A 26,059-nucleotide genomic window follows, 5' to 3' on the forward strand; every position below is an offset into this window, starting at 1 on the left:
TCCGCAGGCTCCGGCGCCGGCATGAGGAAACTGTGTTCACGATGAGCGGCCCCTCCGCTTCGCTCCGGACCGCTCATGCGGTCACCCCCGCGAGGGCCGCGACCGTGCGCAGCTCGAGCAGGTCGCGCAGCCTGAGCTCCACCCCGGCGGCCCGGGCCGCGCTGGTGAGCCGCATCGCGGCGATGCTGTCCCCGCCGAGGTCGAAGAAGCTCTCCTCCGCACCCACCTCGGCGACGCCCAGCGCCTCGGCGAAGAGCGCGGCCAGGCGCCGCTCGGCCGGGCCCTGCGGCGGGCGACCGGCGGCCACGTGCTCCGGCCGGGGCAGCGCGGCCCGGTCGAGCTTGCCGTTGACGGTGAGCGGGATGGCGTCGAGCACGACGACCGCGGCCGGCACCAGGTATGCGGGCAGTCGCTGCCCCGCCCAGGCCTTCACCTCGTGCCCGTCGACGTCGCCGGCCACGGAGGCGACCAGGTAGGCGATCAGGCGCCCGCTCTCGGCGACCACGACGCACCGGCCGACGCCGGGGTGCTCGGCCAGGGCGACCGCGACCTCCCCCGGCTCGACCCGGTGCCCGCGGATCTTCACCTGGTCGTCGGCGCGGCCCAGGTAGTCGATCCGCCCGTCGGCGGTCCAGCGGGCCACGTCGCCGGTGCGGTACATGCGCGCGCCCGGCTCTGCGGCGAACGGGTCGGCGACGAAGCGCTCGGCGGTCAGGCCGGGCCGGCCCAGGTAGCCCAGCGCCACCTGGGCGCCGCCGATGTAGAGCTCACCGGCGACGCCGGGCGGGACGGGCCGCAGCCGGGCGTCGAGGACGTAGAGCGCGAGGTTGGCGACCGGCCGGCCGATGAGCGCCCGCGGCGCCTCCTTCACCCGCTGCACGACCGCGTCGACGGTGCACTCCGTCGGGCCGTAGAAGTTGTACGACTCGGTGTCCGGCAGCGCCGCCAGCGCCGCCCAGAGCGGGTCGGGCACCGCCTCCCCGCCGACGCCGAGCACGGCCAGCCCGGCCGCGTCGAAGCCCGCCGCGAGCAGCTGCTCCAGGTGCGAGGGGGCCACCTCGACGACGTCGATCGCGCGGTCGCGCAGGAGCGCGGCGAGCAGCCGCGGGTCGCGCCGCGGCTCGTCGGTCACCAGGTGCAGTTCGTCGCCGCCGAGGAGGGCCAGCAGCGGCTGCCAGGAGGCGTCGAAGGCGAACGACCAGTTGTGCGCGATGCGCAGCGGGCGGCCGAGGCGCTCGGCGGCCGGGCCCAGGATGCGCGCCCGGTGGCTCGCGTGCAGGTTCACCACGGCGCGGTGCGGCACGAGCACGCCCTTGGGCCGGCCGGTCGAGCCGGAGGTGTAGATGACGTACGCGGGGTGCTCCGGCGTGATCGGCTCCGGCGTCGCGGCGGCCGTGTGCAGGCGCCCGTCGAGCACGAGGGTCTCGGTGCCGGGCGGCAGCAGGTCCACTGTGGACCGCACGGCGAGAGTGAGGACCGGGCCGGCGTCGGCGAGCATGGCCGCGATGCGGGCGGGCGGATAGTCGGGGTCGATCGGGAGGTACGCCGCCCCGGAGCCCATCGCCCCGAGGATCGCCGGCACGATGTGCTCCCCGCGGGGCAGCACGAGCGCCACGATCCTCCCGGGCCCGGCCCCGGCCGCGGCGAGCACGCCGGCCAGCGCCTCGGCCTCCGCGGCCAGCTGCGCGTAGCTCCAGCGCCGCTCCCCCACCACCAGGGCGGTGTTGTCCGGCGTCCGCGCGGCCCAGCCGGCGACGAGCCCGGGCAGCGTCGCCGGCACCACGTCCACCGGCCCCGCGTTCCAGTCCACGAGGATCCGGTGGCGCTCGGCCGCGGTGAGGGCGTCGGCCCGGTCGACGGGCCGGGCCGGATCGGCGGCCGCCTCGGCCGCGAGCGCGACGAGCCGGTCGAGCAGCAGCCGGGCGGTCGCGGCGTCGAAGACGTCGGGGCGGTACTCCAGCGTGAGGTGCAGCCCGTCGTCGTCCGCGGCCACGAGGGTGAGCGGGTAGTGGGTGGCGTCGCGGGCGGTCACCTCGGCGAGCTTCAGCCCGGCGGCGCGCTGGCTGTCCTCGAGCCGGTCCTCGTCGACCGGGTAGCTCTCGAACACCACCAGCGTGTCGAACAGCTCGCCCACCCCGGCGAGGCGCTGGATCGGGGCGAGGCCGAGGTGCTGGTGCTCCAGGAGCGCGGCCTGCTCGGCCTGCAGCCGGGTCAGGAACGCCGCCCAGCTCTCGTCGCCGGCCAGCCGGGCGCGCACGGGCACGGTGTTGATGAACAGGCCGATCATCTCCGCGGAGCCGGTCAGCTCCGGCGGGCGGCCGGCGACGGTGGCGCCGAAGACGACGTCGGCCCGGCCCGTGAGCCGGCCCAGCAGCACCGCCCACAGGCCCTGCACCAGGGTGTTGAGCGTGATCCCGCGCGCCTTGGCGAACGCGGCCGCGGCCGGGGGCAGCTCGGCGCTCAGCTCGCCCGGCCGTCCGCCGGGCCGGCCGGTGGCGCCGGGCGCGACCAGGGTCGGCTCGGCGATCCCGGCGAGGGCGTCGCGCCAGGCGGTCTCGGCGGCGGCCCGGTCCGCGGCGGCGAGCCAGGCGAGGAAGTCGCGGTAGGGGCGCGCGGGCGCCGGGAGGGCCCCGGCGTAGGCGGCGAAGAGCTCCCGGGCGACCAGCGGCCCGGACCAGCCGTCGACGAGCAGGTGGTGCTGGGTGAGCACGAGCGTGTGCCGGTCGGGGCCGCGCCGGATCAGCAGCATGCGCAGCAGCGGGGCCCGCTCCAGGTCGAACGGGCGGGACCGCTCCCGGTCGGCCTCGCCCTCGGCGTCCTGCTCGACCAGGCGCCAGGGCACCGGGGCCGACGGCGCGATGAGCTGCACCGGGCGGCCCTGCTCGGTCGTGGTGAACGCGGCCCGCAGATTGGGGTGACGGTCCAGCAGCGTCGCCGCCGCGGCCCGCAGGCGCTCCGGGTCGAGCTCGCCGTCGAGGTCCAGGGACTGCTGCACGGCGTACCCGGCCGGGTCGAGCTGGTGGAGGTAGAACAGGCCCTCCTGCAGCGGGGTCAGGGGCAGCACGTCGCTCAGGCCCGGGAACCGCCGGGCGAGCTCGTCGAGGGCGGCCTGGTCCACGTCGGCGAGGACGTCGGACGGGGTCAGCGCGCCGGGCCCGTCCGCCAGGGCGGCCAGCCGTTCGAGCTGGGCCGTCCAGGCGTCGAGCAGCGCCCGGGCGTCGGACTCGGCGACGGCGTGGCGCGGGTAGGCGATGGAGAGGTGGAGGCGTCCGTCCACGGTGGAGGCCTCGACGGCGTACGGGTGCCGGACCGGGAGGTGGTCGCCGGCGTCGCCGCGCAGGCCGTCGAGCGGGCGCCACGGGCCGTCGTCGCCGCCGTCGTCTTGCCGGCCGAGATAGTTGAACAGGATCGGCGGGGTCGCGGCCGGCAGGCGGTCGCGGAGCAGGCCGAAGCCGATGCCGCCGTCGGGGGCGGCGCGCAGCTGCTCCTTGACGGCCTTGAGCGTGGCCGCGGGGTCGTCGCCCGCGGCGGACAGCCGCACGGGGTGCACGGTGGTGAACCAGCCGACGGTGCGGGACAGGTCGGCGCCGGGCAGCAGCGCCTCCTCGCGGCCGTGCCCCTCCAGCTCGACGAGCACGTCCCGCTCGACGAGGGCGAGGGCGGCGAGCAGGACGTCCTGCTGGTTGGCCCCGAAGGCGGGCAGTGCGACGGCCGGCACCGTCGCCGTGACCTGTTCCAGCGTGCCGAGCGTGTCGCGGGCCGGGTCGAGGGCGACGGGCTCGGCCGGTTCCCGGGTCCCGGCCAGGACGGAGCGCCAGAAGGGCAGCTCGTCCGTCCGGTCCGTGCCCGCCAAAGCCAGGGCCCACTCGCGGAACGAGGTGCCCGGCTCCGCGGTGGCGTCGAAGTCGAGCAGGATCGGCCACGAGACGGCGTCGACGGCCAGGTGGTGGATCTCCAGGAGCACGCCGTCGGGGCGGCGGACCGCCCGCAGCATGCGCCCGGCGGCCGGGTCGAGGTCCGCGGCGCCGACGAGCGCGGCGGCGGCGACGGTGCCGGGCGGCGGCACGTGCAGCCCGGCGCCGGTCCAGCGGGCGCGCAGCACGTCGTGGCGGTCGAGCAGGGCCTGCACGCGGCGGGTCAGCTCGGCGTCGGTGAGCCCCTCCGGCGCCCGCAGCAGCATCGACTGCGACAGGCGCGGGTCGGCCGCGCCCGGCTCGCGCATGATCGCGGTGGCCGGGATGTCGCCCCAGCCGGCCGACGCGTCGCGCCGCTCCCGCTCCACGGGCGTGGCGACGGCGGCGAGGCCCTCGACGGTCGGGCGGGCGAAGACGTCCCGGGCGGTGATGCGCCAGCCGGCCTCGCGGGCCCGGGCGGTGAGCTGCAGGGCGAGGATGCTGTCGCCGCCGAGGGCGAAGAAGCCGTCGCGGACCCCGGCCCGGGGCAGGCCGAGCACGCCGGCGACGAGCGCGGCGAACACCGCCTCGGCCTCGGTGCGCGGCTCGTCGTCGCCGGCCCGGGCGGCGAAGTCGGGCGCGGGCAGGCGGCCCCGGTCGAGCTTGCCGTTCGCGGTGACCGGGAGCGCGTCGAGCCGCACGAACGCGGCCGGCACCAGGTGCTCGGGCAGCCGCCGCGCGACCCACTCGCCCAGGCCGTCGATGTCCCCGGCCACATAGGCGATCAGCCGCCCCTCGCGGGCCACCACCACGGCCTCGCGGACCGCCGGGTGCCCGGACAGCACCGCGGCGATCTCGCCGGGCTCGACGCGCTGGCCGCGGATCTTCACCTGGTCGTCGGTCCGGCCCGCGTATTCGAGGAGCCCACCGGCGGTGACGCGGGCCAGGTCGCCGGTGCGGTAGAGGCGTTCGCCGGGGGTGAAGGGGTCGGCGACGAAGCGCTCGGCGGTCAGGCCCGGCCGGCCGCGGTAACCGCGGGCGAGCTGGACGCCGCCGAGGTACAGCTCGCCGGTCACCCCGGCCGGGACCGGCCGCAGCCACGGGTCCAGCACCACGGCCCGGGTGTTCCACAGTGGACGACCGATCGGGACCGGGCCGGTCGCGGCGGGGTCGACGGGGTGGAAGGTGACGTCGACCGCGGCCTCCGTCGGGCCGTACAGGTTGTGCAGCTCCGCCCCGGGCAGCAGCGCGCCGAAGCGGGCGGCCACGTCGCCGGGCAGGGCCTCGCCGCTGGCGATCACCCGCCGCAGCGGCACCCCGTGCGCGGAGGGCTCCGCGAGGAAGGCGCGCAGCATGGACGGGACGAAGTGCAGCGTCGTGACGGACTCGCGGCGGATCAGGGCCGCGAGGTAGGCGGGGTCGCGGTGGCCGTCGGGGCGGGCGACGACCAGCGTGGCGCCCGCGAGGAGCGGCCAGAAGAACTCCCACACCGACACGTCGAAGCCGGCCGGCGTCTTGTGCAGGACGCGCTCGCCCGGTTCGAGGCCGTACGTGTCCTGCATCCACAGCAGCCGGTTCACGATCGCCCGGTGCTCGACGGTCACGCCCTTGGGCCGGCCGGTCGAGCCGGACGTGAAGATGACGTACGCCGCCGAGCCGGGCCGGACCCGCGGCGCCTCCCACGACTCCGGGCCGTGCTCGTGCACGTTTTCCGGCGTCAGTACGACCTGAGCCCCCGCCTCCGCGACCAGCATCTCGTTGCGCGAGCGCGGGTGGGCGGGGTCGAGCGGCAGATAGGCCGCGCCGGCCCGGTGGACGGCGTGCAGCGCGACGACGAGCTCCAGCGAGCGCGGCAGGGCCACGGCGACGACGCTCTCCGGCCGCACACCCTGGGCGTGCAGCCAGGAGGCGAGGCGGTCCACGCTCCGGTCGAGCTGGGCGTAGGTCAGGGAGGCGTCCTCGAAGCGCAGGGCCTCGGCGTCCGGGTGCGCGGCCACGGCGGCGCGGAACAGGTCCGGCAGGCTCGTCTCCGGCACCGGGTGCGCCGGCCCGGACTCCGCCCCGGACAGTCCCGCGTCGCCGAACTCGGCCAGGGCGCGGCCGATCGGGGCGGCCGGGCGGGCGGCGAGGGTGGCGAGGACGGCGGCGTACCGATCCAGGATGTCCTCGGCCCCGGCCGCGGAGAACACGTCGGCGCGGAAGGCCAGGCCGAGGCGGAGCCGGTCGCCGGGCGCGACGGCGAGGGTGAGCGGGTAGTGCGGGGCGTCGTCGCCGGTGACCTCGGTCATCCGCAGCCCGCCGGCGCCGGTGGCGTCGCGCAGCGCGTCGCCGTCGAGCGGGTAGCTCTCGAAGATGGTGAGCGTGTCGAACAGCTCCCCCATCCCGGCCTGGCGCTGGATGGCGGCGAGCGGCAGGTGCTGGTGTTCCAGCAGCGCCGCCTGGCCGGCCTGGAGCCGGTCGAGCAGCGCGTCCCAGCCCTCCGCGGGGTCCAGCGGCACCCGGACCGGCAGCGTGTTGATACAGAAGCCGATCATGTCCTCGACGCCGGGGACCTGGGCGGGCCGGCCGGAGACGGTGGTGCCGAAGACGACGTCGGTGCGGCCGGTGAGCTGGACCAGCAGCACGGCCCAGGCGGCCTGGACGACGGTGTTGAGCGTGACCTGCCGGGCCCGCGCGAGCGCGGTGAGCCGCGCGGTCAGCTCGGCCGGCAGCTCGCGCTCCAGCCGGCCCGGGCGGGCGTCGAGGACCGCGCCCGCGCCGGGCGCCACGAGGGTCGGCTGGTCGAGGCCGGCGAGCGCGTCCCGCCAGGCCCGCTCGGCGGCGCCGCGGTCGGCGCGGGCCAGCCAGCGCAGGTACTCCTCGTAGGGCCGCGGCCGGGCGAGCGTCCGCCCGGCGTAGAGGTCGAACAGGTCCCGGACGGCGAGCGGCGTGGACCAGCCGTCGAGCAGCGCGTGGTGGTTGGTGAGGATGAGCTTGTGGTGCTCGGCACCCAGCCTCACCAGCGTGAGGCGCAGCAGCGGGGGGTGCGCCAGGTCGAAGGCGCGGGTGCGGTCCTGCTCAAAGATCTCCGGGTGGTCGCGCAGGTCGACCTCGGCCCACGGCAGCTCGGCGCGCGCGGACACGGCCTGGCGCAGCACGCCGCCGGGCCCGGCCGGGAACGCGATGCGCAGGGCGGGGTGCCGGTCGAGGAGCGCCTGCCCGGCGGCCCGGAGCCGGGCCGCGTCGAGCGGGCCCTCGAGCTCCAGGACCTGCTGCACCACGTACGGGTCGACGTCTTCGGCCAGCGCGGCCAGGACGACCAGGCCCTCCTGCAGCGGGGTCAGCGGCCACACGTCGGCGAGCCCGCCCGGGCGCCGCTCCAGGGCCTCGATCTCGTCCTGGGCGAGGCCGGGCTGCAGCAGGTCCGACGGGGTGAGCCCGGGGTCCCCGGCGGGCAGCTCGGCCAGGGCCGCGAACCAGTCGGCGGCGATGGCCCGCACGGCCGCCTCGGTGAGGACGCCGCCGGGACAGGTCAGCGTGGCGGTGAGCCGGCCGCCGGTCACGGACGCGTTGATCTCCAGCGCCCGGGCGAGCGGCATCGCCGGGTCGGCCGCGCCGCCGAGCCCGCCGACCGGCGCCCAGTCGCCGGGCTCCGGGTCGCCGCCGTCGAACCGTCCCAGGTAGTTGAACACCACCTGGGGCTCGGGGCCGCCGAGGTCCAGCAGCCCGTAGCGGGCGCCGTGGTCGGGGACCGCGCGCAGCTGCTCCTTGACGCGCTTGAGCGCGGTGGCGGGATCGCCGGGGGTGAGCCGGACCGGGTACTCGGTGGTGAACCAGCCCACCGTGCGCGACAGGTCGGCCCCGGGGACGAGCTCCTCCTCCCGGCCGTGCCCCTCCAGCTCGACGAGCACCGAGTCGCGGCCGGAGCGCCGGGTGAGCGCGAGCGCCAGGCCGGTCAGCAGCCGGTCGGCCACCTGCGCGCCGAGCGGCCCGGCGTCCGCGTCGACGGTGACCGTGCGGGCGGTCGCGACCGTGTCGCGGGCCGGGTCGACGGGGCGGTCGCCGAGCGGCGGCTCCGCCTCGGTGCCGACGACCGCCCGCCAGTAGTCGCGCTGGCTCCCGGTCTCCACGGCGCCGAGGCCCACGGCCCACTCGCGGAAGGAGGTGCCGGCCGGGGCGGTGCGCGCCGGGTTCGCGAGGTCGTCGGCGATGATCCGCCAGGAGACGCCGTCGACGACGCTGTGGTGCGCGACGAACGCGACCCGGTCGCCGAGCCGGACGACCTGGAGCATGATCCCGGCCTCGGGGTCGAGGCGGTCGGCCGCGGCCTCCAGCTCCTCGCCGAGGGTCCGGGTGCCGGTGCGGATGAGGGTCGCGGCGTCCACGGTTCCGGCCGGCGGCACGTGCAGGCCGGCCGGGGTGAGCCGGGCGCGGAGCAGGTCGTGGCGGTCAAGGAGGCCCTGGACCGCGTGCCGCAGGCCGTCGCGCGGGGCGTGGAAGACCATCGACTGGCTGTACCGCCGCCACGGCCCGGCCCCGAGCAGCCAGCGAACGGCCGGGGTGAGCGGCACGTCCCCGGTCCCGCCGGCGTTCGCGGCGGCCGTGGCGGTCGCCGGGGCGGCCACGGCGGCGAGGGCGGCGACGGTGCGCAGCTCGAACACCTGGCGCGGGGTGATGCGCAGCCCGGCGGCGCGGGCTCGGGCGACGAGCTGGATGCTCACGATGCTGTCGCCGCCGAGGGCGAAGAATCCGTCGTCGACGCCGACGCCGGGCAGGCCCAGGACCTCGGCGAAGAGGCCGCAGAGGATCTCCTCGGCCGCGGTGCGCGGGGCGGCGTCGCCGGTCAGGGCGGCGAAGTCGGGCGCGGGCAGGGCGCGCCGGTCCACCTTGCCGGCGACGGTGACCGGGATGCGGTCGAGGCTCACGAAGGCGGCGGGCACCAGGTGCTCGGGCAGCTTCCCGGCGGCCCACTCGCGCAGGTTCCCGGCCGGGCCGACGGTGTAGGCGACCAGGCGGCCGTCGTGCGGGACGACGACGGCCTGGGACACGTCCGGGTGCTCGGCCAGCACCGCGGCGACCTCGCCGGGCTCGATCCGGAAGCCGCGGATCTTCACCTGGTCGTCGGCCCGGCCCACGAAGTCGAGGGCACCCGAGTCGGTGCGGCGGACCACGTCGCCGGTGCGGTACATGCGCTCGCCCGCCACGAACGGGTCGGCCACGAACCGGGTCGCCGTCAGGCCGGGGAGGCCGAGGTAGCCGCGGCCGAGCTGGGCGCCGGCCAGGTACAGCTCACCGTGGGAGGCGGGGCGAAGCCAGGCGTCGAGGACGTACGCGCGGGTGTTGCCGATCGGCCGCCCCACGAGCGGGGCGGCGCTCTCCGACACCCGGGCCATGAGCGTGTCGACGGTGCACTCGGTGGGGCCGTAGAGGTTGATCGCCGTCGTGGCTTCGCGCAGGGCCGTCCAGATCTTCGGGTCGGCCGCCTCCCCACCGAGCGCGACCAGCGACGGCGGCTCGTCCAGCAGCCCCGCCGCGACCAGCGGACCGGCCAGGGACGGCGTCACGTCGAGGAAGCCGATCCCATGCTCACGCACATAGCCGACGAACAGCTCCGGATCCCGCCGCGTCTCATCGTCCAGCAGATGCAGCTCATGCCCGGCCACCAGGAACAGCACACCCTCCCACGACGTGTCGAACACCGTGGCGGCGGACAGGGCGGCCTTCACCCGGTGGCCCGGCATCACGTGCTCACGGTGATGGTGGAACAGGTTCATCAGACTCGCGTGCTCGACCACCACCCCCTTCGGCCGGCCCGTCGACCCCGACGTGTAGATCAGGTAGGCGCCCGTCCGCGGGTGGATCGCGGGCAGGTCGGCGTCGGCGTCCTCGGTCAGCAGCTCCGGGGTCACCACGACGGCCGGGCGGGCATCGGCCAGGAGCAGCTCGACGCGCTCGGCCGGGTAGCCGGGGTCGATCGGCAGGTATACGCCGCCCGACCGCAGGGCCGCCAGCCAGGCCACGACCGCATCCGCGGTGCGCGGCAGCAGGACCGCGACCGTCCGCTCCGGCCCGGCACCGCGCGCGACCAGCACCCGGGCCAGGCGGTCGACGCGCTCGGACAGCTCGGCGAACGTCAGCCGCTCGCCGTCACAGACCAGCGCGGTCGCGCCGGGCGTGCGGGCAACGGTCGCGGCGAGTTCGTCGAGGATCGTGCCCGGCGGGACGTCCATCGCGGTATCGCCCGCCACGTGCTCCACAGTGGACAGCCGGCCCAGGACGGTGTCCGGCGCGGTCGGCAGGAGCTCCGCGAGGCGGGCCAGGATGCGTCCGGCGGTCGCGCGGTCCACGACGTCGGGGCGGAACTCGGCGCCCAGGATCAGCGTCTCGCCCGGGACCGCCGTGAGGGTGAACGGGTAGTGGGTGGCGTCGCGGCCGGTCACCCCGGCGAGGCGGAGCCCGGCGGCGCGCTCCAGGTCGCGGACGCCCTCCTCGTCGAGCGGGTAGCTCTCGAAGACGAGCAGGGTGTCGAAGAGCGGGCCGAGCCCGGCCTGGCGCTGGACGGCGGCGAGGCCGGTGTGCTGGTGGTCGAGCAGGGCGGCCTGCTCGGCCTGGAGACGGGTGAGGTAGGCGCCCCAGGTGTCGGACGGGCGGGGCCGAACCCGCACGGGCACGGTGTTGATGAACAGGCCGATCATGTCCTCGACGCCGGGCAGGCCCGCGGGGCGCCCGGAGACGGTGGTGCCGAAGACGACGTCGGTGCGCCCGGTCAGCTCGGCGAGCACGAGCGCCCAGGCGCCCTGCACGACGGTGTTCACGGTGACGCCCAGGTCGCGGGCGTGGGCCGCGAGCGCGGCCGCGCCGACCCGCAGCTCGATCGTCTCCGGGGCGGCCGCGACCGGGCCGGCGTCCGGGCGCAGGAGCGTCGGCTCCTCCAGGCCGTCGAGCGCGGCGCGCCAGGCGGACTCGGCCGCGGCCCGGTCCTGACGGGCGACCCAGGCCAGGTACTCCTTGTAGGGCCGGGTCCGGGGCGGCTCCCCGCCCGCGTAGCGGGTGAGCAGGTCGCGCACGAGCAGCGGGGCCGACCAGCCGTCGAGCAGGATGTGGTGCGCGGTGAGGACGAGCCGGTGCCGCTCGGGCGCCTCGCGGACGAGCACCCAGCGCAGCAGCGGCGGCCGGGCCAGGTCGAACGGCTTGCGCAGCTCGTCGTCGGCCGCGCTCGGGGAGTCCGAGACGGTGAAGGAGACCGGCACGTGCGCCGGGATCAGCGCGACGGGCTGGCCGGCCTTGCGCGGGCGGAACGCGGCGCGCAGGTTCGCGTGCCCGTCGAGCACGGCCTGGGCCGCGGCCCGGAGCCGGTCCACGTCGAGCGGGCCGTCCAGGGTGAGGACCTGCTGGACGACGTACACGTCCGGCTCGCCGTCGGCGTAGGCGGACAGGAAGTACAGACCCTCCTGCAGCGGCGACAGGGGCAGGATGTCCTGCAGTCCGGCCGGGCTGGTCACAAGAGCCTCCACTCGTCTTCGAACTCGTCGATCTCGTCCTGGCTCAGCGAGACCAGGCTCAGGTCGGATGGGGAGAACCCGCCGTCCGGGGCGGCGGCGCGCAGGCGGTGCAGGGCCGCGCGCCACAGCTCGCCGAGGCGGTGCACGTCCTGTTCGTCGAGGACGCCGCGGACGTACGTCAGCCGCACGTCCAGCTCCGGGCCGCCCGGCAGGTCGAGGGTCCCCGCGTTGAGCTCCAGGGCGTGCGCGACCGGGAACGAGGGGTCGAGCCCGGATTCGAGCGCGTCGCCCTCCGGCGCGGCCACCCAGTCGTCGTCGGCGCCCGCGGCCAGCCGGCCGAGGTAGTTGAACAGGATCGGCGGGGTCGCGGCCGGGAGGCGGTCGCGCAGCAGGCCGTAGCCGATGCCGTGCTCCGGTACCGCCCGCAGCTGCTCCTTGACCCGCTTGAGCGCCGTGGCGGGGTCGTCGCCGCCGGCGTCGAGGCGCACCGGGTAGTCGACGGTGAACCAGCCGACGGTGCGGGACAGGTCGGCGCCGGGGACGAGGTGCTCCTCGCGGCCGTGGCCCTCCAGGCGCAGCAGCACCCCGGACTCGGCCGTGGCCGGCCGCCACTGCCGCACGGCGAGGGCGAGCCCGGCCAGCAGCACGTCCTGGACGCCGGCGTGGAACGCCTCGGGCACGGTGGTGAGCAGCGGCCGGGTCTCCTCGGCGGGCAGCCGCAGGGTCAGCTCCCGCTGGTCGCCCGCGGTGGCCCGGACCGGCTCGGCCGCGTGTCCGTCCAGTGTGGACCGCCAGTGGGGCAGCTCCGCCGTCCGGTCCAGCGCGGCGAGGCCGGTCGCCCAGGTGCGCAGCGACGTCCCGACCGGGGGCAGCTCACGGCCGGCGGCGGCCGTGGCGAGGTCACCGGCGATGATGCGCCACGAGACGCCGTCGACCACCAGGTGATGGGCGACGAGGAGCAGGCGGCGCTCGGCCGGGAACCACACCGCCTGGAGCATGCGGCCCTCCCGCGGGTCGAGCCGGCGCACGGCCGCGGCGTGCTCCCCGGCGAGGTCCCCGGTCGCGACCCGCGGTCCCTCGAACGCGCCCGGCGGCGGGACGACCAGGCCCTCGCCGGTCCATCGGGCCCGCAGCGCGTCGTGCCGGTCGACGACGGCGCGCAGGATCGCGGCGAGGCGGTCCGGCGTGAGCTCGGCGGGGACGCGCAGGACCATCGCCTGGGCGAAGGTGTCGATGGGGGCGCCGAGCCCGCGCAGCCAGGCGACGATCGGCGTGAGCGGGACCGGGCCGTAGGCGGCCTCGGCCGGCTCGTCCACGACGCCGGCGGACGGCGTCGCCACCGCGGCCAGGGCCGCGACCGTCTGGTGCTCGAACACCTGCCGGGCCGACAGCTCCAGGCCGGCCGCGCGGGCGCGGGCGACGAGCTGCAGCGCCACGATGCTGTCGCCGCCGAGGGCGAAGAAGCCCTCGTCCGCGCCGACGCCGTCGAGGCCGAGCAGTTCCGCGAAGAGGTCCGCGAACAGCCGCTCACCGGCGGTCGCGGCCGGCGCGGCGGCGCGCTCGAGCACCGGCTCGGGCAGGGCGCCGCGGTCGACCTTGCCGGCGACGGTGACCGGGATGCGGTCCATCGGGACGACGAGCGCGGGCACGAGGTGGTCGGGCAGCCTGGCCGCGGCCCACGCGCGCAGGTTCCCGGCGCCGCCGACGACGTAGGCGACCAGGCGGCCCTCGTGCGCGACGACGACGGCCTGGGCGACGTCCGGGTGCTCGGCCAGCGCCGCGGCGACCTCGCCGGGCTCGATGCGGAAGCCGCGGATCTTCACCTGGTCGTCGGTGCGGCCGAGGAACTCCAGCTGCCCGTCGCGGGTCCAGCGGGCCAGGTCGCCGGTGCGGTACATGCGCTCGCCGGCCGCGAACGGGTCGGCGACGAACCGCTCCGCCGTGAGGCCGGGCCGGCCCAGGTAGCCGCGGGCGAGTCCGGCCCCGGCGAGGTACAGCTCCCCCGGGACGCCGGGCGGCACCGGGCGCAGGGCGGCGTCGAGGACGTGGGCGCGCTTGTTGCGGTCGGGCCGGCCGATGAGGACCGGGCCGCCGGGCTCGCACTCCCAGTAGGTGGAGTTGACGGTCGCCTCGGTCGGGCCGTACGCGTTGAGCATCCGGTGCGTGCCCGTCCAGCGGGCGACGAGGTCGGGCGGGCAGCGGTCGGCGCCGGTGACGACGGTGACGCCGGGCGGCACCACGCCGCCGGGCAGCGCGGCGAGGGCGGCCGGGGGCAGCGCGAAGTGGGTGATGCCGCGGTCGCGGACGAACTCGGCGAACGGCGCGCCCAGCCGGGACGCCTCGGGCGCGATGACGAGGGTGCCGCCGCGCAGCAGGCTGATCGCCAGCTCCGCCACGGTGACGTCGAAGGCGGGCGAGGCGAACTGGGCGATGCGGGAGCCGGGCCCGGCCCGCCACTGCCGCGCGAACGTGGCCGCGAGGTCGGCGAGGCCGGCGTGCGGGACGACCACGCCCTTCGGGCGGCCGGTCGAGCCCGAGGTGTAGATGACGTACGCCGCGTTCGCCGGGCCGGGTTCGGCCAGGGCCCCGTCGTCGTCGCCCTCGTCCGGGCCGACGACCGGCAGGCCGTCCGGCACGGGCCCGCCGCGCGTGATCGCCAGCACCGGCGCGGCGTCCTCGGCGAGCAGGGCGACCCGCTCGGCCGGGTACGACGGGTCGACGGGCAGGAAGGCCGCGCCCGCCTTGGCGATCGCGAGCTCGGCGGCGAACAGATCCGCCGAGCGCGGCAGGAGCACCATGACGATCCGCTCCGGGCCCGCGCCCCGCCTCGTGAGCCGGCGCGCGAGGCGGTCGGTGCGGGCGTCCAGCTCCGCGTAGGTCAGGCTCAGCGCGCCGTCCTCGATCGCCACGGCCGACGGGCGGAGGGCGACCTGGGCCGCGAACAGCGACGGCAGCGTCGACGGCGGGGTGTCGGCGCGCGGGCCCTGCCAGCCGGACGCGACGGCGTGCCGCTCGGCCGGGGTGAGCACGTCGAGCTCGCCGATGCGCCGCTGCGGCGCGGCGGCGGCCGCGGCGAGCAGGCGCACGAGCCGGTCGGCGAGCGCGGCGGCGGTCGCGGGGTCGAACAGGTCGGCGCTGAACTCCAGGACGCCCCGCAGCCCGTCCTCGCCGTCGTGCTCGGTGACGACGACGCCGAGGTCGAACTGGGCGACGCCGGTGTCGATCGGCACCGGCTCGGTGGTCAGGCCCGGCAGCCCCGGTCGCGCGGCGGGCACGTGCTGGAACGCGATCATCACCTGGAACAGCGGGTTGCGGGCGAGGGACCGCTCCGGGTTGAGCGCCTCCACCACCCGGTCGAACGGCACGTCGGCGTGGCCGAACGCGGCCAGGTCGGCGGCGCGGACGCGGGCGACCAGCTCGGCGAACGCCGGGTCGCCGGACAGGTCGGCCCGCAGCACGAGGGTGTTGACGAAGAACCCGGCGAGCTCGTCGAGGCGCTGGTCGGCGCGGCCGGCGACGGGGCTGCCGAGCGGGATGTCGTCGCCGGCGCCGAGGCGGTGCAGCAGCGCGGCCAGGCCGGCCTGCACCACCATGAACGTGGTGGCTCCGGTGCGCCGGGCCAGCTCGCGGATGCGGCGGTGGGTGCCGGCGGGCACGTCGAAGGCGACGATCCCGCCGGCGTGGGACGGCTGCGCGGGGCGGGGCCGGTCGGTGGGCAGCGCGAGCTCGGTGGGTGCGCCGGCGAGGGCGTCCCGCCAGAACTGCAACTGCTGCGGCTGTACGCGTTCGAGGTGCTCGTGCTGCCACAGCGCGTAGTCGGCGTACTGCACCGGCAGCGGCGCCCAGTCCGGCGCCCGGTCCCGGGTGCGCGCGGCGTAGGCGGTGCCGAGGTCGGCGACGATCCGCCCCTCCGACCATTCGTCGGTGACGATGTGGTGCAGGAGCAGCAGCAGCACGTGCTCGTCATCGTGCAGGGTGTCGTCGTCGTGCAGGGTGAACAGGTGCGGCCGGATCAGCGGCTCGCCCGCCAGGTCGAAGCCGTGCCGCGCGGCGGTGGCGAGCCGCCCGGGCAGGGCCGCCTCGGCGCACCGTTCCAGCGTCCATTCCAGGTGTACCGCCGGCAGCACGCGCTGCACCGGCCTCCCGTCGACGGTGGGGAACACGGTGCGCAGGCTCTCGTGCCGGTCGAGGACGTCGCCGAGGGCGGCCCGCAGCGCGCCGGCGTCGAGCGGGCCGGTGAGCCGCAGCGCGAAGGCCACGTTGTACGTCGGGCCCGGCCCGTTCAGCTCGTGGTGCAGCCACAGCCGGTGCTGGGCCGGCGAGACCGGGAGGTGCTCGGGCCGTGCGGCTCGGCGCAGGGCCGGTCCGGCGTCCTGCCCGGCGAGCGTGTCCAGCCGCGCGGCGAGCCGGGCCACGGTGGGCGCGTCGAACACGGCCCGCACCGGCAGCGCGGTGCCGAAGACCGCGCGGACGCGGGCGGCGAGCGCGGTCGCGGTCAGCGAATGGCCGCCGAGGGCGAAGAAGTCGTCGTCGACGCCGATCCCGGGCAGCCCCAGCACCTCGGCGAACAGGCCGCAGAGGATCTCCTCGGCCGGGGTCCGGGGTGCGGAGCCGCCCGCGAGGGCGGTGAACTCGGGCGCGGGCAGGGCGCGCTTGTCGACCTTCCCGGCGACGGTGACCGGGATGCGGTCGAGGCTCACGAGGGCCGCGGGCACCAGGTGGCCCGGGAGCCTTGCCGCCGCCCACTCGCGCAGGTCCGCGGCGCTGCCGACGGTGTAGGCGACGAGGCGGCCTTCGACGGCCACGACGACGGCCTGGGACACGTCCGGGTGCTCGGCCAGCACCGCGGCGACCTCGCCGGGCTCGATCCGGAAGCCGCGGATCTTCACCTGGTCGTCGGCCCGGCCCACGAAGTCGAGGGCACCCGAGTCGGTGCGGCGGACCACGTCGCCGGTGCGGTACATGCGCTCGCCCGCCACGAACGGGTCGGCCACGAACCGGGTCGCCGTCAGGCCGGGCCGGTGCAGATAGCCGCGCCCGAGCTGCGCCCCGGCCAGGTACAGCTCGCCCTGCACGGCCGGCCGCAGCCAGGCATCCAGCACGTACGCGCGGGTGTTGCCGATCGGCCGGCCGACGGACGGCGTCTCGGTGTCGGCGAGGCGGGCCATGAGCGTGTCGACCGTGCACTCGGTCGGCCCGTAGAGGTTGATCGCCGTCGTGGCTTCGCGCAGGGCCGTCCAGATCTTCGGGTCGGCCGCCTCCCCACCGAGCGCGACCAGCGCCGGCGGCTCGTCCAGCAGCCCCGCCGCGACCAGCGGACCGGCCAGGGACGGCGTCACGTCGAGGAAGCCGATCCCATGCTCACGCACATAGCCGACGAACAGCTCCGGATCCCGGCGCGTCTCATCGTCCAGCAGATGCAGCTCATGCCCGGCCACCAGGAACAGCACACCCTCCCACGACGTGTCGAACACCGTGGCGGCGGACAGGGCGGCCTTCACCCGGTGGCCCGGCATCACGTGCTCGCGGTGATGGTGGAACAGGTTCATCAGGCTCGCGTGCTCGACCACCACCCCCTTCGGCCGGCCCGTCGACCCCGACGTGTAGATCAGGTAGGCGCCGCTACGCGGGTCGATGACGGGCAGCTCGGCGTCGGCGTCCCGGGCGATCAGGTCGAGGGTGACGACGACGGCCGGGCGGGCGTCCTCGAGCAGGTAGTCGATGCGCTCGGCCGGATAGTCCGCGTCGATCGGCAGGTAGACACCGCCAGAGCGCAGGGCTGCCAGCCAGGCCACGACCGCATCCGCGGTGCGCGGCAGCAGGACCGCGACCGTCCGCTCCGGCCCGGCACCGCGTGCGACCAGCACCCGGGCCAGGCGGTCGACGCGCTCGGACAGCTCGGCGAAGGTGAGGGTGCCGGAGCCGGACCGCAGGGCGATCGCGTCCGGGGTCCGGCGCACCGTCGCGTGGAAGGCGTCGAGGATGGTCCCCGCCCCAACCGTGACCGCCGGACCGGGCTCCAGGTGTTCCACAGTGGACAGCCGTGCCAGGACGGTGTCCGGCTTCGTGTGCAGGAGCTCGGCGAACCGGGCCAGGACGGCCTCGGCCGCCGGCCGGGTGTAGAGGTCCGGGCGGTGCTCCAGGCGCAGCCGCAGCCGGGCGCCGGGGACGACGACGAGGCTGAGCGGGTAGTGGGTGGCGTCGACCGGGATGCCACCGCCGATCGCGAGGCCGGGCACGTCCGCGGCCGCGCCGCCGGTCGGGTAGCTCTCGAACACGGTCAGCGTGTCGAACAGCTCGCCGGCCCCGGCAAGGCGCTGCAGGTCGGCCAGGCCCAGGTGCTGGTGGTCCAGCAGCGCCGCCTGCTCGGCCTGCAGCCGGGCGAGGAACCCGGCCCAGGTGTCGTCCGGGCGGGGCCGCACCCGCACCGGCACGGTGTTGATGAACAGGCCGACCATGTCCTCGACGCCGGGCAGCCCCGCGGGGCGCCCGGACACGGTGGCGCCGAAGACGACGTCGGTGCGCCCGGTCAGCTCGGCGAGGACCAGCGCCCAGGCGCCCTGCACGAGGGTGTTGAGCGTGAGCCCGTGGGCGCGGGCCAGCTCGGTCAGCGGGCCGGGGTCGACGACCAGCTCGGCCACCTCGGGCAGCACGGCCGCGGCGCTCGCGCCCGGCGCGACCAGGGTCGGCTCGTCGACGCCGGCGAGGGCGTCGCGCCAGGCCCGCTCGCTCGGGGCCCGGTCCTGGGCGGCGAGCCAGGCCAGGTAGTCGCGATAGGGGCGCGGGGCCGGGCCCGGCCGGCCCGCGTAGAGCGCGAAGAGGTCCCGCATCGCGAGCGGGCCCGACCAGCCGTCCATGAGCAGGTGGTGCTGGGTGAGCACGAGCCGGAAGTCGCCGTCGCCGAGGCGGGCGAGCACGAAGCGCAGCAGCGGTGGGGCGGACAGGTCGAAGCGGCGGCCGCGCTCGGTGCGGGCCAGCTCGGCCAGGGCCGCGGCCGGGTCCGGCGCGGCGCTCAGGTCCAGCTCGGTGAACGGGACCGGGGCGGTGGCCGGGATCGTCTGCACCGCGCGGCCGGAGGCGGTGCGGGCGAAGCCACCGCGCAGGTTCGGGTACCGCTCCAGCAGCCCCGCGGCCGCGCCCCGCAGCCGCTGGGCGTCGACGGCCCCGGCGAGGGTGTAGACCTGCTGCACCGTGTAGACGTCGTGCTCGTCGTCGGCGCTCGCCAGGTAGTACAGGCCCTCCTGCAGCGGGGACAGCGGCAGCACGTCGACCAGGCCACCGACAGGGCCACCGTCGTCGAGCGCGTCCAGCTCTCCGGCGTCGAGGCCGGCGAGGGGCACGTCGGCCGGGGTGAGCCGCCCGGCGCCGGGCTCGTGCACGGCGGCGCTGATCGCGACGAGCGCGGCGAACCAGTCGTCGGCGATGCGCCTGGCGTCCTCGTCGGCGAGGGCGGCGCCGGGGTAGGAGAACTCGGCGCGCAGCACCGGCCCGTCGGCGGTGTCCAGCGTGGACGCGTTCACCGACAGGCGGTGCCGGACGGGCATGCCGGGCGCGGCGGTCGCGTGGGCGGCGGGCAGTTCGTCGGCGATCCCCCAGTCCCGGGCCGCCTCGGCGGCGAACCGGCCGAGGTAGTTGAAGAGGACCTCGGGCTCGGCCCCCTCGGCGTGGTCCAGCAGGCCGTAGCCGACGCCGCCGTCCGGGACGGCCCGCAGGCGCTCCTTCACGCCGCGGACCACGGCCGCCGGGCCGCCGCTCGCGGCCGGCAGCCGCACCGGGTACTCGCTGGTGAACCACCCGACGGTGCGCACGAGGTCGGCCCCGGGGACCAGGGCCTCCTCGCGGCCGTGGCCCTCGAGCGCGACGAGCGGCTCGGCGGCCGAGCCGGCGCGGCGGGCCAGGGCGAGCACGAGCCCGGCGAGCAGCACGTCCTGCACCCCGGCGCGGAAGGTGCCGGGGACGGAGCTCAGCAGCGGCCCGGCGAGCGAGGGCTCCACGGTGACGGTGACCGACCGCAGGGTGGCCGCGGTGTCCCGGGCCGGGTCGAGCGGGACGGCGCCGAGCCGGGTCACGGGCCCGCCGAGGACGTCGCGCCAGTGGCCCGGCTCGGCCCCGTCCCGGACGACCGCGCGCAGCCCCTCGGCCCAGGCCCGAAACGGCGTGCCGGCGGCGACGGGCGTCTCCCCGCGCCCGGCCGCCGCGATGTCCTCGGCGAGGATGCGCCACGAGACGCCGTCGACGACAAGGTGGTGCGCGACGAGCAGCAGGCGCCCGGGCTCGGCCCCGCGGTCGAACCACACCGCCTGCACCATGACCCCGCCGGCCGGGTCGAGCCGGTCGGCGGCCGCCTCCCGCTCGGCCCGGATGTCGCCGTGGGTGGCGACGCGCAGCGGCGGGTCGGACGGGACCTCGGGGACGTGGAGCTGCCAGCGGTCGCCGCCGGCCTCCAGGCGGGCGCCCAGGATCAGGTGCGGGGCGAGCCCGGCGCGCAGGACGCGGGCGACGTCGTCGCGGGTCAGGCCGGCCGGCGTGCGCAGGAGCAGGGCCTGCGAGTAGCGGGACACGTCCGCGTGCAGCCCGCGCAGCCAGGCGATGATCGGGGTCTCCGGCACGATCCCGGCCCCCGGCACCGCCGTCGCCGCGGGCGCGACGGGCTCGGCGACCCGGGCGAGGGCCGCGACGCTCTGGTGCTCGAACACCTGGCGCGGGGCGATGTGCAGGCCCGCCGCCCGGGCCCGGGAGACGAGCTGGATGGACAGGATGCTGTCGCCGCCGAGGGCGAAGAAGCCGTCGTCGACCCCGGCCGGGCGGCCCAGCAGCTCGGCGAAGAGGCCGGCGAGGACGGCCTCTTCGGGCGTGCGCGGCTCGGCGGCGGGAACGGTTGCACTGCCGGGGGCGGGCAGGGCGCGCCGGTCGACCTTTCCGGCCGCCGTCATCGGCAGCGCGTGCAGCACGACCACGTCGGCGGGGACCAGGTGCTCGGGCAGCCGGGCCGCGGCCCACGCCCGCAGGTCCGTCCGCAGGTCCTCGGCATCCCCGACGACATAGGCGACAAGGCGACGCTCGAGCGGGACCACGACCGCCTGGGCCACGGCCGGGTGCTCCGACAGGACCGCCTCGACCTCGGCCGGCTCGACCCGGAAGCCGCGGATCTGCACCTGGTCGTCGGTGCGGCCGAGGAACTCCAGGCGGCCGTCGGGGGTGCGGCGGGCCAGGTCGCCGGTGCGGTACATGCGCCGGCCGGGGCTGAACGGGTCGGCGACGAAGCGCTCGGCGGTCAGGGCGGGCGCGCCGAGGTAGCCGCGGGCCAGGCCGTCGCCGCCGAGGTACAGCTCACCGGGGGCGCCGGGCGGGACCGGGCGCAGCCGGGCGTCGAGCACGTGCGCGGTGCGGTTGAGGTCCGGCCGGCCGATCAGCACCGGGCCGTCGCCGGCGATCCAGGTCGTCGCGGTGACGGTCGCCTCGGTCGGGCCGTACGCGTTCACGAGCCGCCGCCCCCGCGACCACCGCCGCACGACCTCGGCCGAGGGCGCCTCGCCGCCGATCGTCACCGTGACGCCCGCGGGCAGGGCGCTCTCGGGCAGCGCCGCGAGCAGGGCCGGCGGCAGGTCGGCGTGCGTGAGGCGGTGCCGGCCGGCGAACTCGCCGAGCGGCGGGCCGAGGCGGGCCTCGCCGGGGACGATGACCAGGGTTCCGCCCGAGAGCAGGGACGCGGCCACCTCGCTGAGGGCCACGTCGACGGCGGGCGAGACGAACTGGGCGGCCCGGGTGCCGGGGCCGGTGCCGAAGACCTCGCGGACGCTCTCGACCAGCCCGGCGAGCCCGGCGTGCGGGACGACGACGCCCTTCGGGCGGCCGGTCGAGCCGGACGTGTAGACGACGTAGGCGGGGTGCTCCGGCCGCAGGTCCACGACCGGCGGGGAGTCGTCGGGCGCGAGGTCGAGCCGCGTCACCACGGCGACCGGCCCGGCGTCGCGCGGCTGGGCCTCGACGCGGGCGGTGGGGTGGTCGACGTCGAGCTCCGTCACCACCGCGACCGGCCCGGCGTCGCGCAGCTGAGCCTCGACCCGGGCGGTCGGGTGGTCGACGTCGAGCGGCAGGTAGGCGGCCCCCGACTTGACGACGCCGAGCAGCGCCACGATCTGCTCCGCGGACCGGGGCAGCCGCACGCCGACGATCCGCTCGGGCCCGGCGCCCGCGGCGAGCAGCGTGTGCGCGAGCCGGTTCGACAGCGCGTCGAGCTCGGCGAAGGTGAGCGACCGGTCCCCGTCCTCGACGGCGACCGCGTCCGGGCGGGCCGCGACCTGGGCCGCGAACAGCTCGGGCAGCGTCCGCGGCGCGATGGCCCGCCGCGGACCCTGCCAGGCGCCGGACAGGGCCGCGCGCTCGGCCGGGCCGAGCAGGTCCGCCTCCCCGATCGGCCGGTCGGGCGCGGCCGTGACCGCCTCCAGGAGCCGCACGAAGCGGGCGGCCAGGGCCTCGGCGGTGGCCGGGTCGAACAGGTCCGAGCGGTACTCCAGGCTCCCGGCCAGCCCGCCGTCGCGCTCGGCCACGTCGAAGGTCAGGTCGAACTTGGCGGTGCCGGTGGCCACCAGTCGCGGGGTCGCCCGGATGCCGGGGAAGCCGGCGACGGCGGGCAGCGGCGCCTGGTACGACACCATCACGCAGAACAGCGGGTGGTGCGCGAGCGAGCGGTGCGGGTTGAGCGCCTCCACGAGCCGGTCGAACGGCAGGTCCTGGTGCGCGAGCGCGGCCAGGTCGGCGGCGCGGACGCGGCCGAGCAGCTCGGCGAAGGTCGGGTCGCCGGAGAGGTCGGTGCGCAGGACCACGGTGTTGGCGAAGAACCCGGCCAGCCGCTCCAGGGCCTCGTCGGGGCGGCCCGCGACCGGGGTGCCGAGGGGGATGTCGTCGCCGGCCCCGAGGCGGGACAGCAGCGCGGCGACGGCGGCCTGGACGGTCATGAACAGCGTGACGCCGTGCGCCCGGGCAAGGCCCCGCAGCGCCGCCTCCAGCTCCGGGGCGATCGGGAACGCGAGCGTGGCGCCGGTCGCGGAGGCCTCGGCCGGGCGGGGCCGGTCGGCGGGCAGCCGCAGGGTCTCGGGCGCCCCGGCGAGCGCGTCGCGCCAGAAGTCGAGGTGCTCGTCGAGGGGGAGGGCGGCCTGCCACACGGCGTAGTCGGCGTAGCGGACCGGCAGCGGGGCGAAGTCCGGCGCGCGGCCCTCGGCGCGGGCGGCGTAGGCGGTGGCGAGGTCGTCGAGCATCGGCGTGAGCGACCACTCGTCGCCGGCGATGTGGTGCACGACGAGCAGCAGCACGTGCCGGTCCGGCCCGGCCGCGAACAGCGTCGCCCGGATCGGGATCTCGCGGGTGATGTCGAACGGCCGCCTGACGGCCGCCTCGACGTCCGCGGCGGACCCGATGGGCCCGGCGGACCCGATGGACTCGACGGTGAGCTCCACACCGGCGGGGCGCAGCACGGCCGCCGGCCGGCCGTCGCGCTCGGGGAAGATCGTGCGCAGCGGCTCGTGCCGGGCGGTCAGGTCGGCCAGCGCGGCCCGCAGCGCGCCGACGTCCAGGGCGCCGTCCAGCTCGACGGCCAGGGGCAGGTTGTACGTGGCGCTCGGACCCTCCAGGCGCTCCAGGAACCACAGCCGGCGCTGCGCGGGCGAGAGGACCTCGCCGGTCGCGGCCCCGGGGAGCAGGGGCGGGCGGGCCGGGCGGGCCGCGGAGTCCAGGCGTGCGGCGAGGGCCGCGACCGTGGGCGCGTCGAACACGTCCCGCAGGGCCAGGTCGGCGCCGAAGACGCCGCGGACTCGGGCCGCGACCCGGGCGGCGAGCAGCGAGTGCCCGCCGAGGGCGAAGAAGTCCTCGCGCACGCCGACCGCGGGCAGGCCCAGCACCTCGGCGAAGATGCCCGCGAGCAGCTCCTCCTGCGGGCCGCGGGCCGCCTCGACGGGCCCGGCGACGTAGTCGGGGGCGGGCAGGGCGTTGCGGTCGAGCTTGCCGTTCGGGGTGGTGGGCAGCGCGTCGAGCGCGACGACGGCCGACGGCACCATGTAGTCGGGCAGCGCCTCGGCGGCCGCCCGCCGAAGGGCCGCGGCGTCCACAGTGGACTCGGGGACGACGTAGGCGACGAGGCGGCGGTCGCCGGGGCTGTCCTCGCGGATCACCGCGACCGCGCGCTGGACGCCGGCCTGGGCGGTGAGCACGGCCTCGACCTCGCCCAGCTCGATGCGGAAGCCGCGCAGCTTCACCTGGTGGTCCACCCGGCCGAGCACGTCGAAGGTGCCGCCGGCGCGGCGCACGGCCAGGTCGCCGGTGCGGTACATGCGCTCGCCGGGCGCGTACGGGTCGGCGACGAAGCGGGACGCGGTGAGGCCGGGGCGGTTGAGGTAGCCGCGGGCGACGCCGGCGCCGCCGAGGTACAGCTCGCCGGGGAAGCCGTCGGGGACCGGGCGCAGCGCGGCGTCCAGGACGTAGGCGCGGGTGTTCCAGATCGGCGTCCCGACGCTCACGGTGTCGTCGGTGAGCCGGTTGGCGGTGGACCAGATCGTCGTCTCGGTCGGGCCGTAGAGGTTGGTCACCTCGGCCGCGTGCTTGCGCAGCCCGGCGGCGAGCTCCGGCGGCAGGGCCTCGCCGCCGACGAGCACCCGCAGGCCGGACAGCGCCGCGGCCCCGCCGGGCGTCTCGATCAGCGCCTGCCAGAGCGTCGGGGTCGCCTGCACGACCGTCGCGCCGGTCCGGCGCACGAGTCCGGCCAGCGCCGAGGGGTCCTGCACGGTCTCCTTGGCCGCGAGGACGACGGCGGCGCCGGCGAGCAGCGGCAGGTACAACTCCAGGCCGCTGATGTCGAAGCTCACCGTGGTGACGGCGACCAGGCGGTCCGACGGGGCGAGGGGGATCTCCGCGCGCATGGCGAGCAGGAAGTTGACGAGGTTCTCCCGGGTCACCACGACGCCCTTGGGACGACCCGTGGAGCCGGAGGTGTACAGCACGTAGGCGGCATCGTGCGGCCGGTGCTCCAGCGGCGGGCACGGGCGCGCCGCAGCGGGCACGCCCTCGTCGAGGCGCAGCACGGGCACGTCCGCCGCGGGTGCGCGCACGGCGCCGGAGGTGACGAGCAGGGCCGGGGCCGAGTCCTCCAGCATCCAGGCGAGGCGGTCGGCCGGGAAGTCGGGGTCGAGCGGGAGGTACGCGGCACCGGTGCGCTGCACGGCGAGCAGGGTGACGAGCAGGTCGGCGGTGCGCGGCAGGCAGACCGCGACCGTCCGTCCACTGTGGATGCCACGCTCGTGCAGCCCGGCGGCCAGGGCCTCGACCCGCTGCCGGAGCTCGGCGTAGGTGACCTCGCCGGAGGCGTCGACGACGGCCGCCCCCGAGCCGCGCCAGAGCTCGGCGAATCCGGCCGCGGGCAGGGCATGCGCGGTGTCCGCGAGCGGCGGGGCGGCGACCAGGCCGAGCCGGCCGGTGGGCGTGTCCGGGCCGGCGGCGGCGAACGCGGCGAAGAGGGCGGCCAGGCGCTCGGCGTGGGCGGCCAGGGACGCCTCGGTGTACCGGGCGGGGTTGGCGTCGAGGACGATCTCGAGTACGTCCCCGCCCCGGTCGTCGACGGTGATGGAGAGGTCGTCGACCGGCCCGGCGGACAGGTATCGGGGCGAGCCCGGCGCGCCGGCGAAGGACAGCACGGTGCCGAAGGGCTTGATGTTGACCCACGGGCCGACCAGGCGCCGGTCGCCGCCGACGAGCCCGAGGTCGCGGCGGATGTCCTCGCCGCGGTACCGCTGATGCGCCCGGATCGCCCGCAGCCCGGCCGCGACCCGGCGCACGAGCCCGGAGATGGTGTCGGCGGGGTGCACGGCCACGCGCAGCGGTAGCACGTTGACGGCGGTGACGGGGACCTTCGCGGCGACGGAGCCGAGGCGGCCCATCATCGGCAGGCCCAGCACGACCTCACCGGCGCCGGTGAGCCGGTGCACGTAGAGCGCGACGGCGGCCAGCACGGCCTCGGCGCGGGCGTTCGCCGCGTCCACGCTCACCCGGCGGCGCAGGAAGGTGGGGCCGGGGCGGGCCGGGCCCGAGGCGAGGTCGGGCACCTCGATCCCGGCGAGGTGCTCGCGCCAGAACGCGCGGTCGCGCTCGAAGCGCTCGGAGGCGCGGTAGGCGGCGTCCTCGGCCACGACGTCGGCGAGCCGGCCGAACGGCGACGGCGCCGGCTCCTCCCCCGCCGCCAGCGCGGTGTAGACCGCGGCCAGGCGCTGGGCGAGGAGCGCGAACGTGTACGCGTCCGTCACGAGGTGGTGGCAGCGCTGGTACCACGTCCAGCGCCCGGGACCGCGCCGGACCAGTGCCTGCGCGAAGAGCGGCCCGGCCGCCAGGTCGACGGTGGCGTCCCGGGCGAGCCAGGCCTCCGCGTCGTCGCCGACCTCGAGCTCCCACCGCGGCTCGCCGATCTCCTGCCGCCCGTCCGCCGTGATCCGCACGCGCAGGGCCTCGGCCTCGCCGACGACCCGGCGCAGCGCCCGCTCGAACAGGCGCGGGTCGATGTCGCCGTCGATGTCGACGCACGCGGCCGTCGTGAACGCCGGGCCGGGATCGATCTGGTGGGCGTACCAGACCCCGGCCTGGGCTCCGGTGAGGTCGAGACGGTCGGTCACGGTGTGGCTCTCCTTGAGCAGCGCAGGGCCCGCC

2 protein-coding genes are annotated in these 26,059 nt (G+C 77.2%); both read right to left on the minus strand.

Translation table 11 applies throughout. The features are described 5' to 3' along the window. Positions 1–73 precede the first annotated feature (73 nt). Positions 74–11,374, minus strand: a complete 11,301-nt coding sequence (locus tag ABT369_RS28895) for a non-ribosomal peptide synthetase (RefSeq protein WP_350616591.1) — start codon at positions 11,372–11,374, stop codon at positions 74–76. Further along, positions 11,371–26,025 (minus strand): non-ribosomal peptide synthetase, encoded by a 14,655-nt coding sequence (locus ABT369_RS28900; protein WP_350616593.1) that lies wholly within the window; start codon positions 26,023–26,025, stop codon positions 11,371–11,373. Before ABT369_RS28900 ends, ABT369_RS28895 begins: the two co-directional genes overlap by 4 nt. Positions 26,026–26,059 lie beyond the last annotated feature (34 nt).

It is taken from the genome of Dactylosporangium sp. NPDC000244 (assembly GCF_040300725.1).
Lineage (GTDB): Bacteria > Actinomycetota > Actinomycetes > Mycobacteriales > Micromonosporaceae > Dactylosporangium.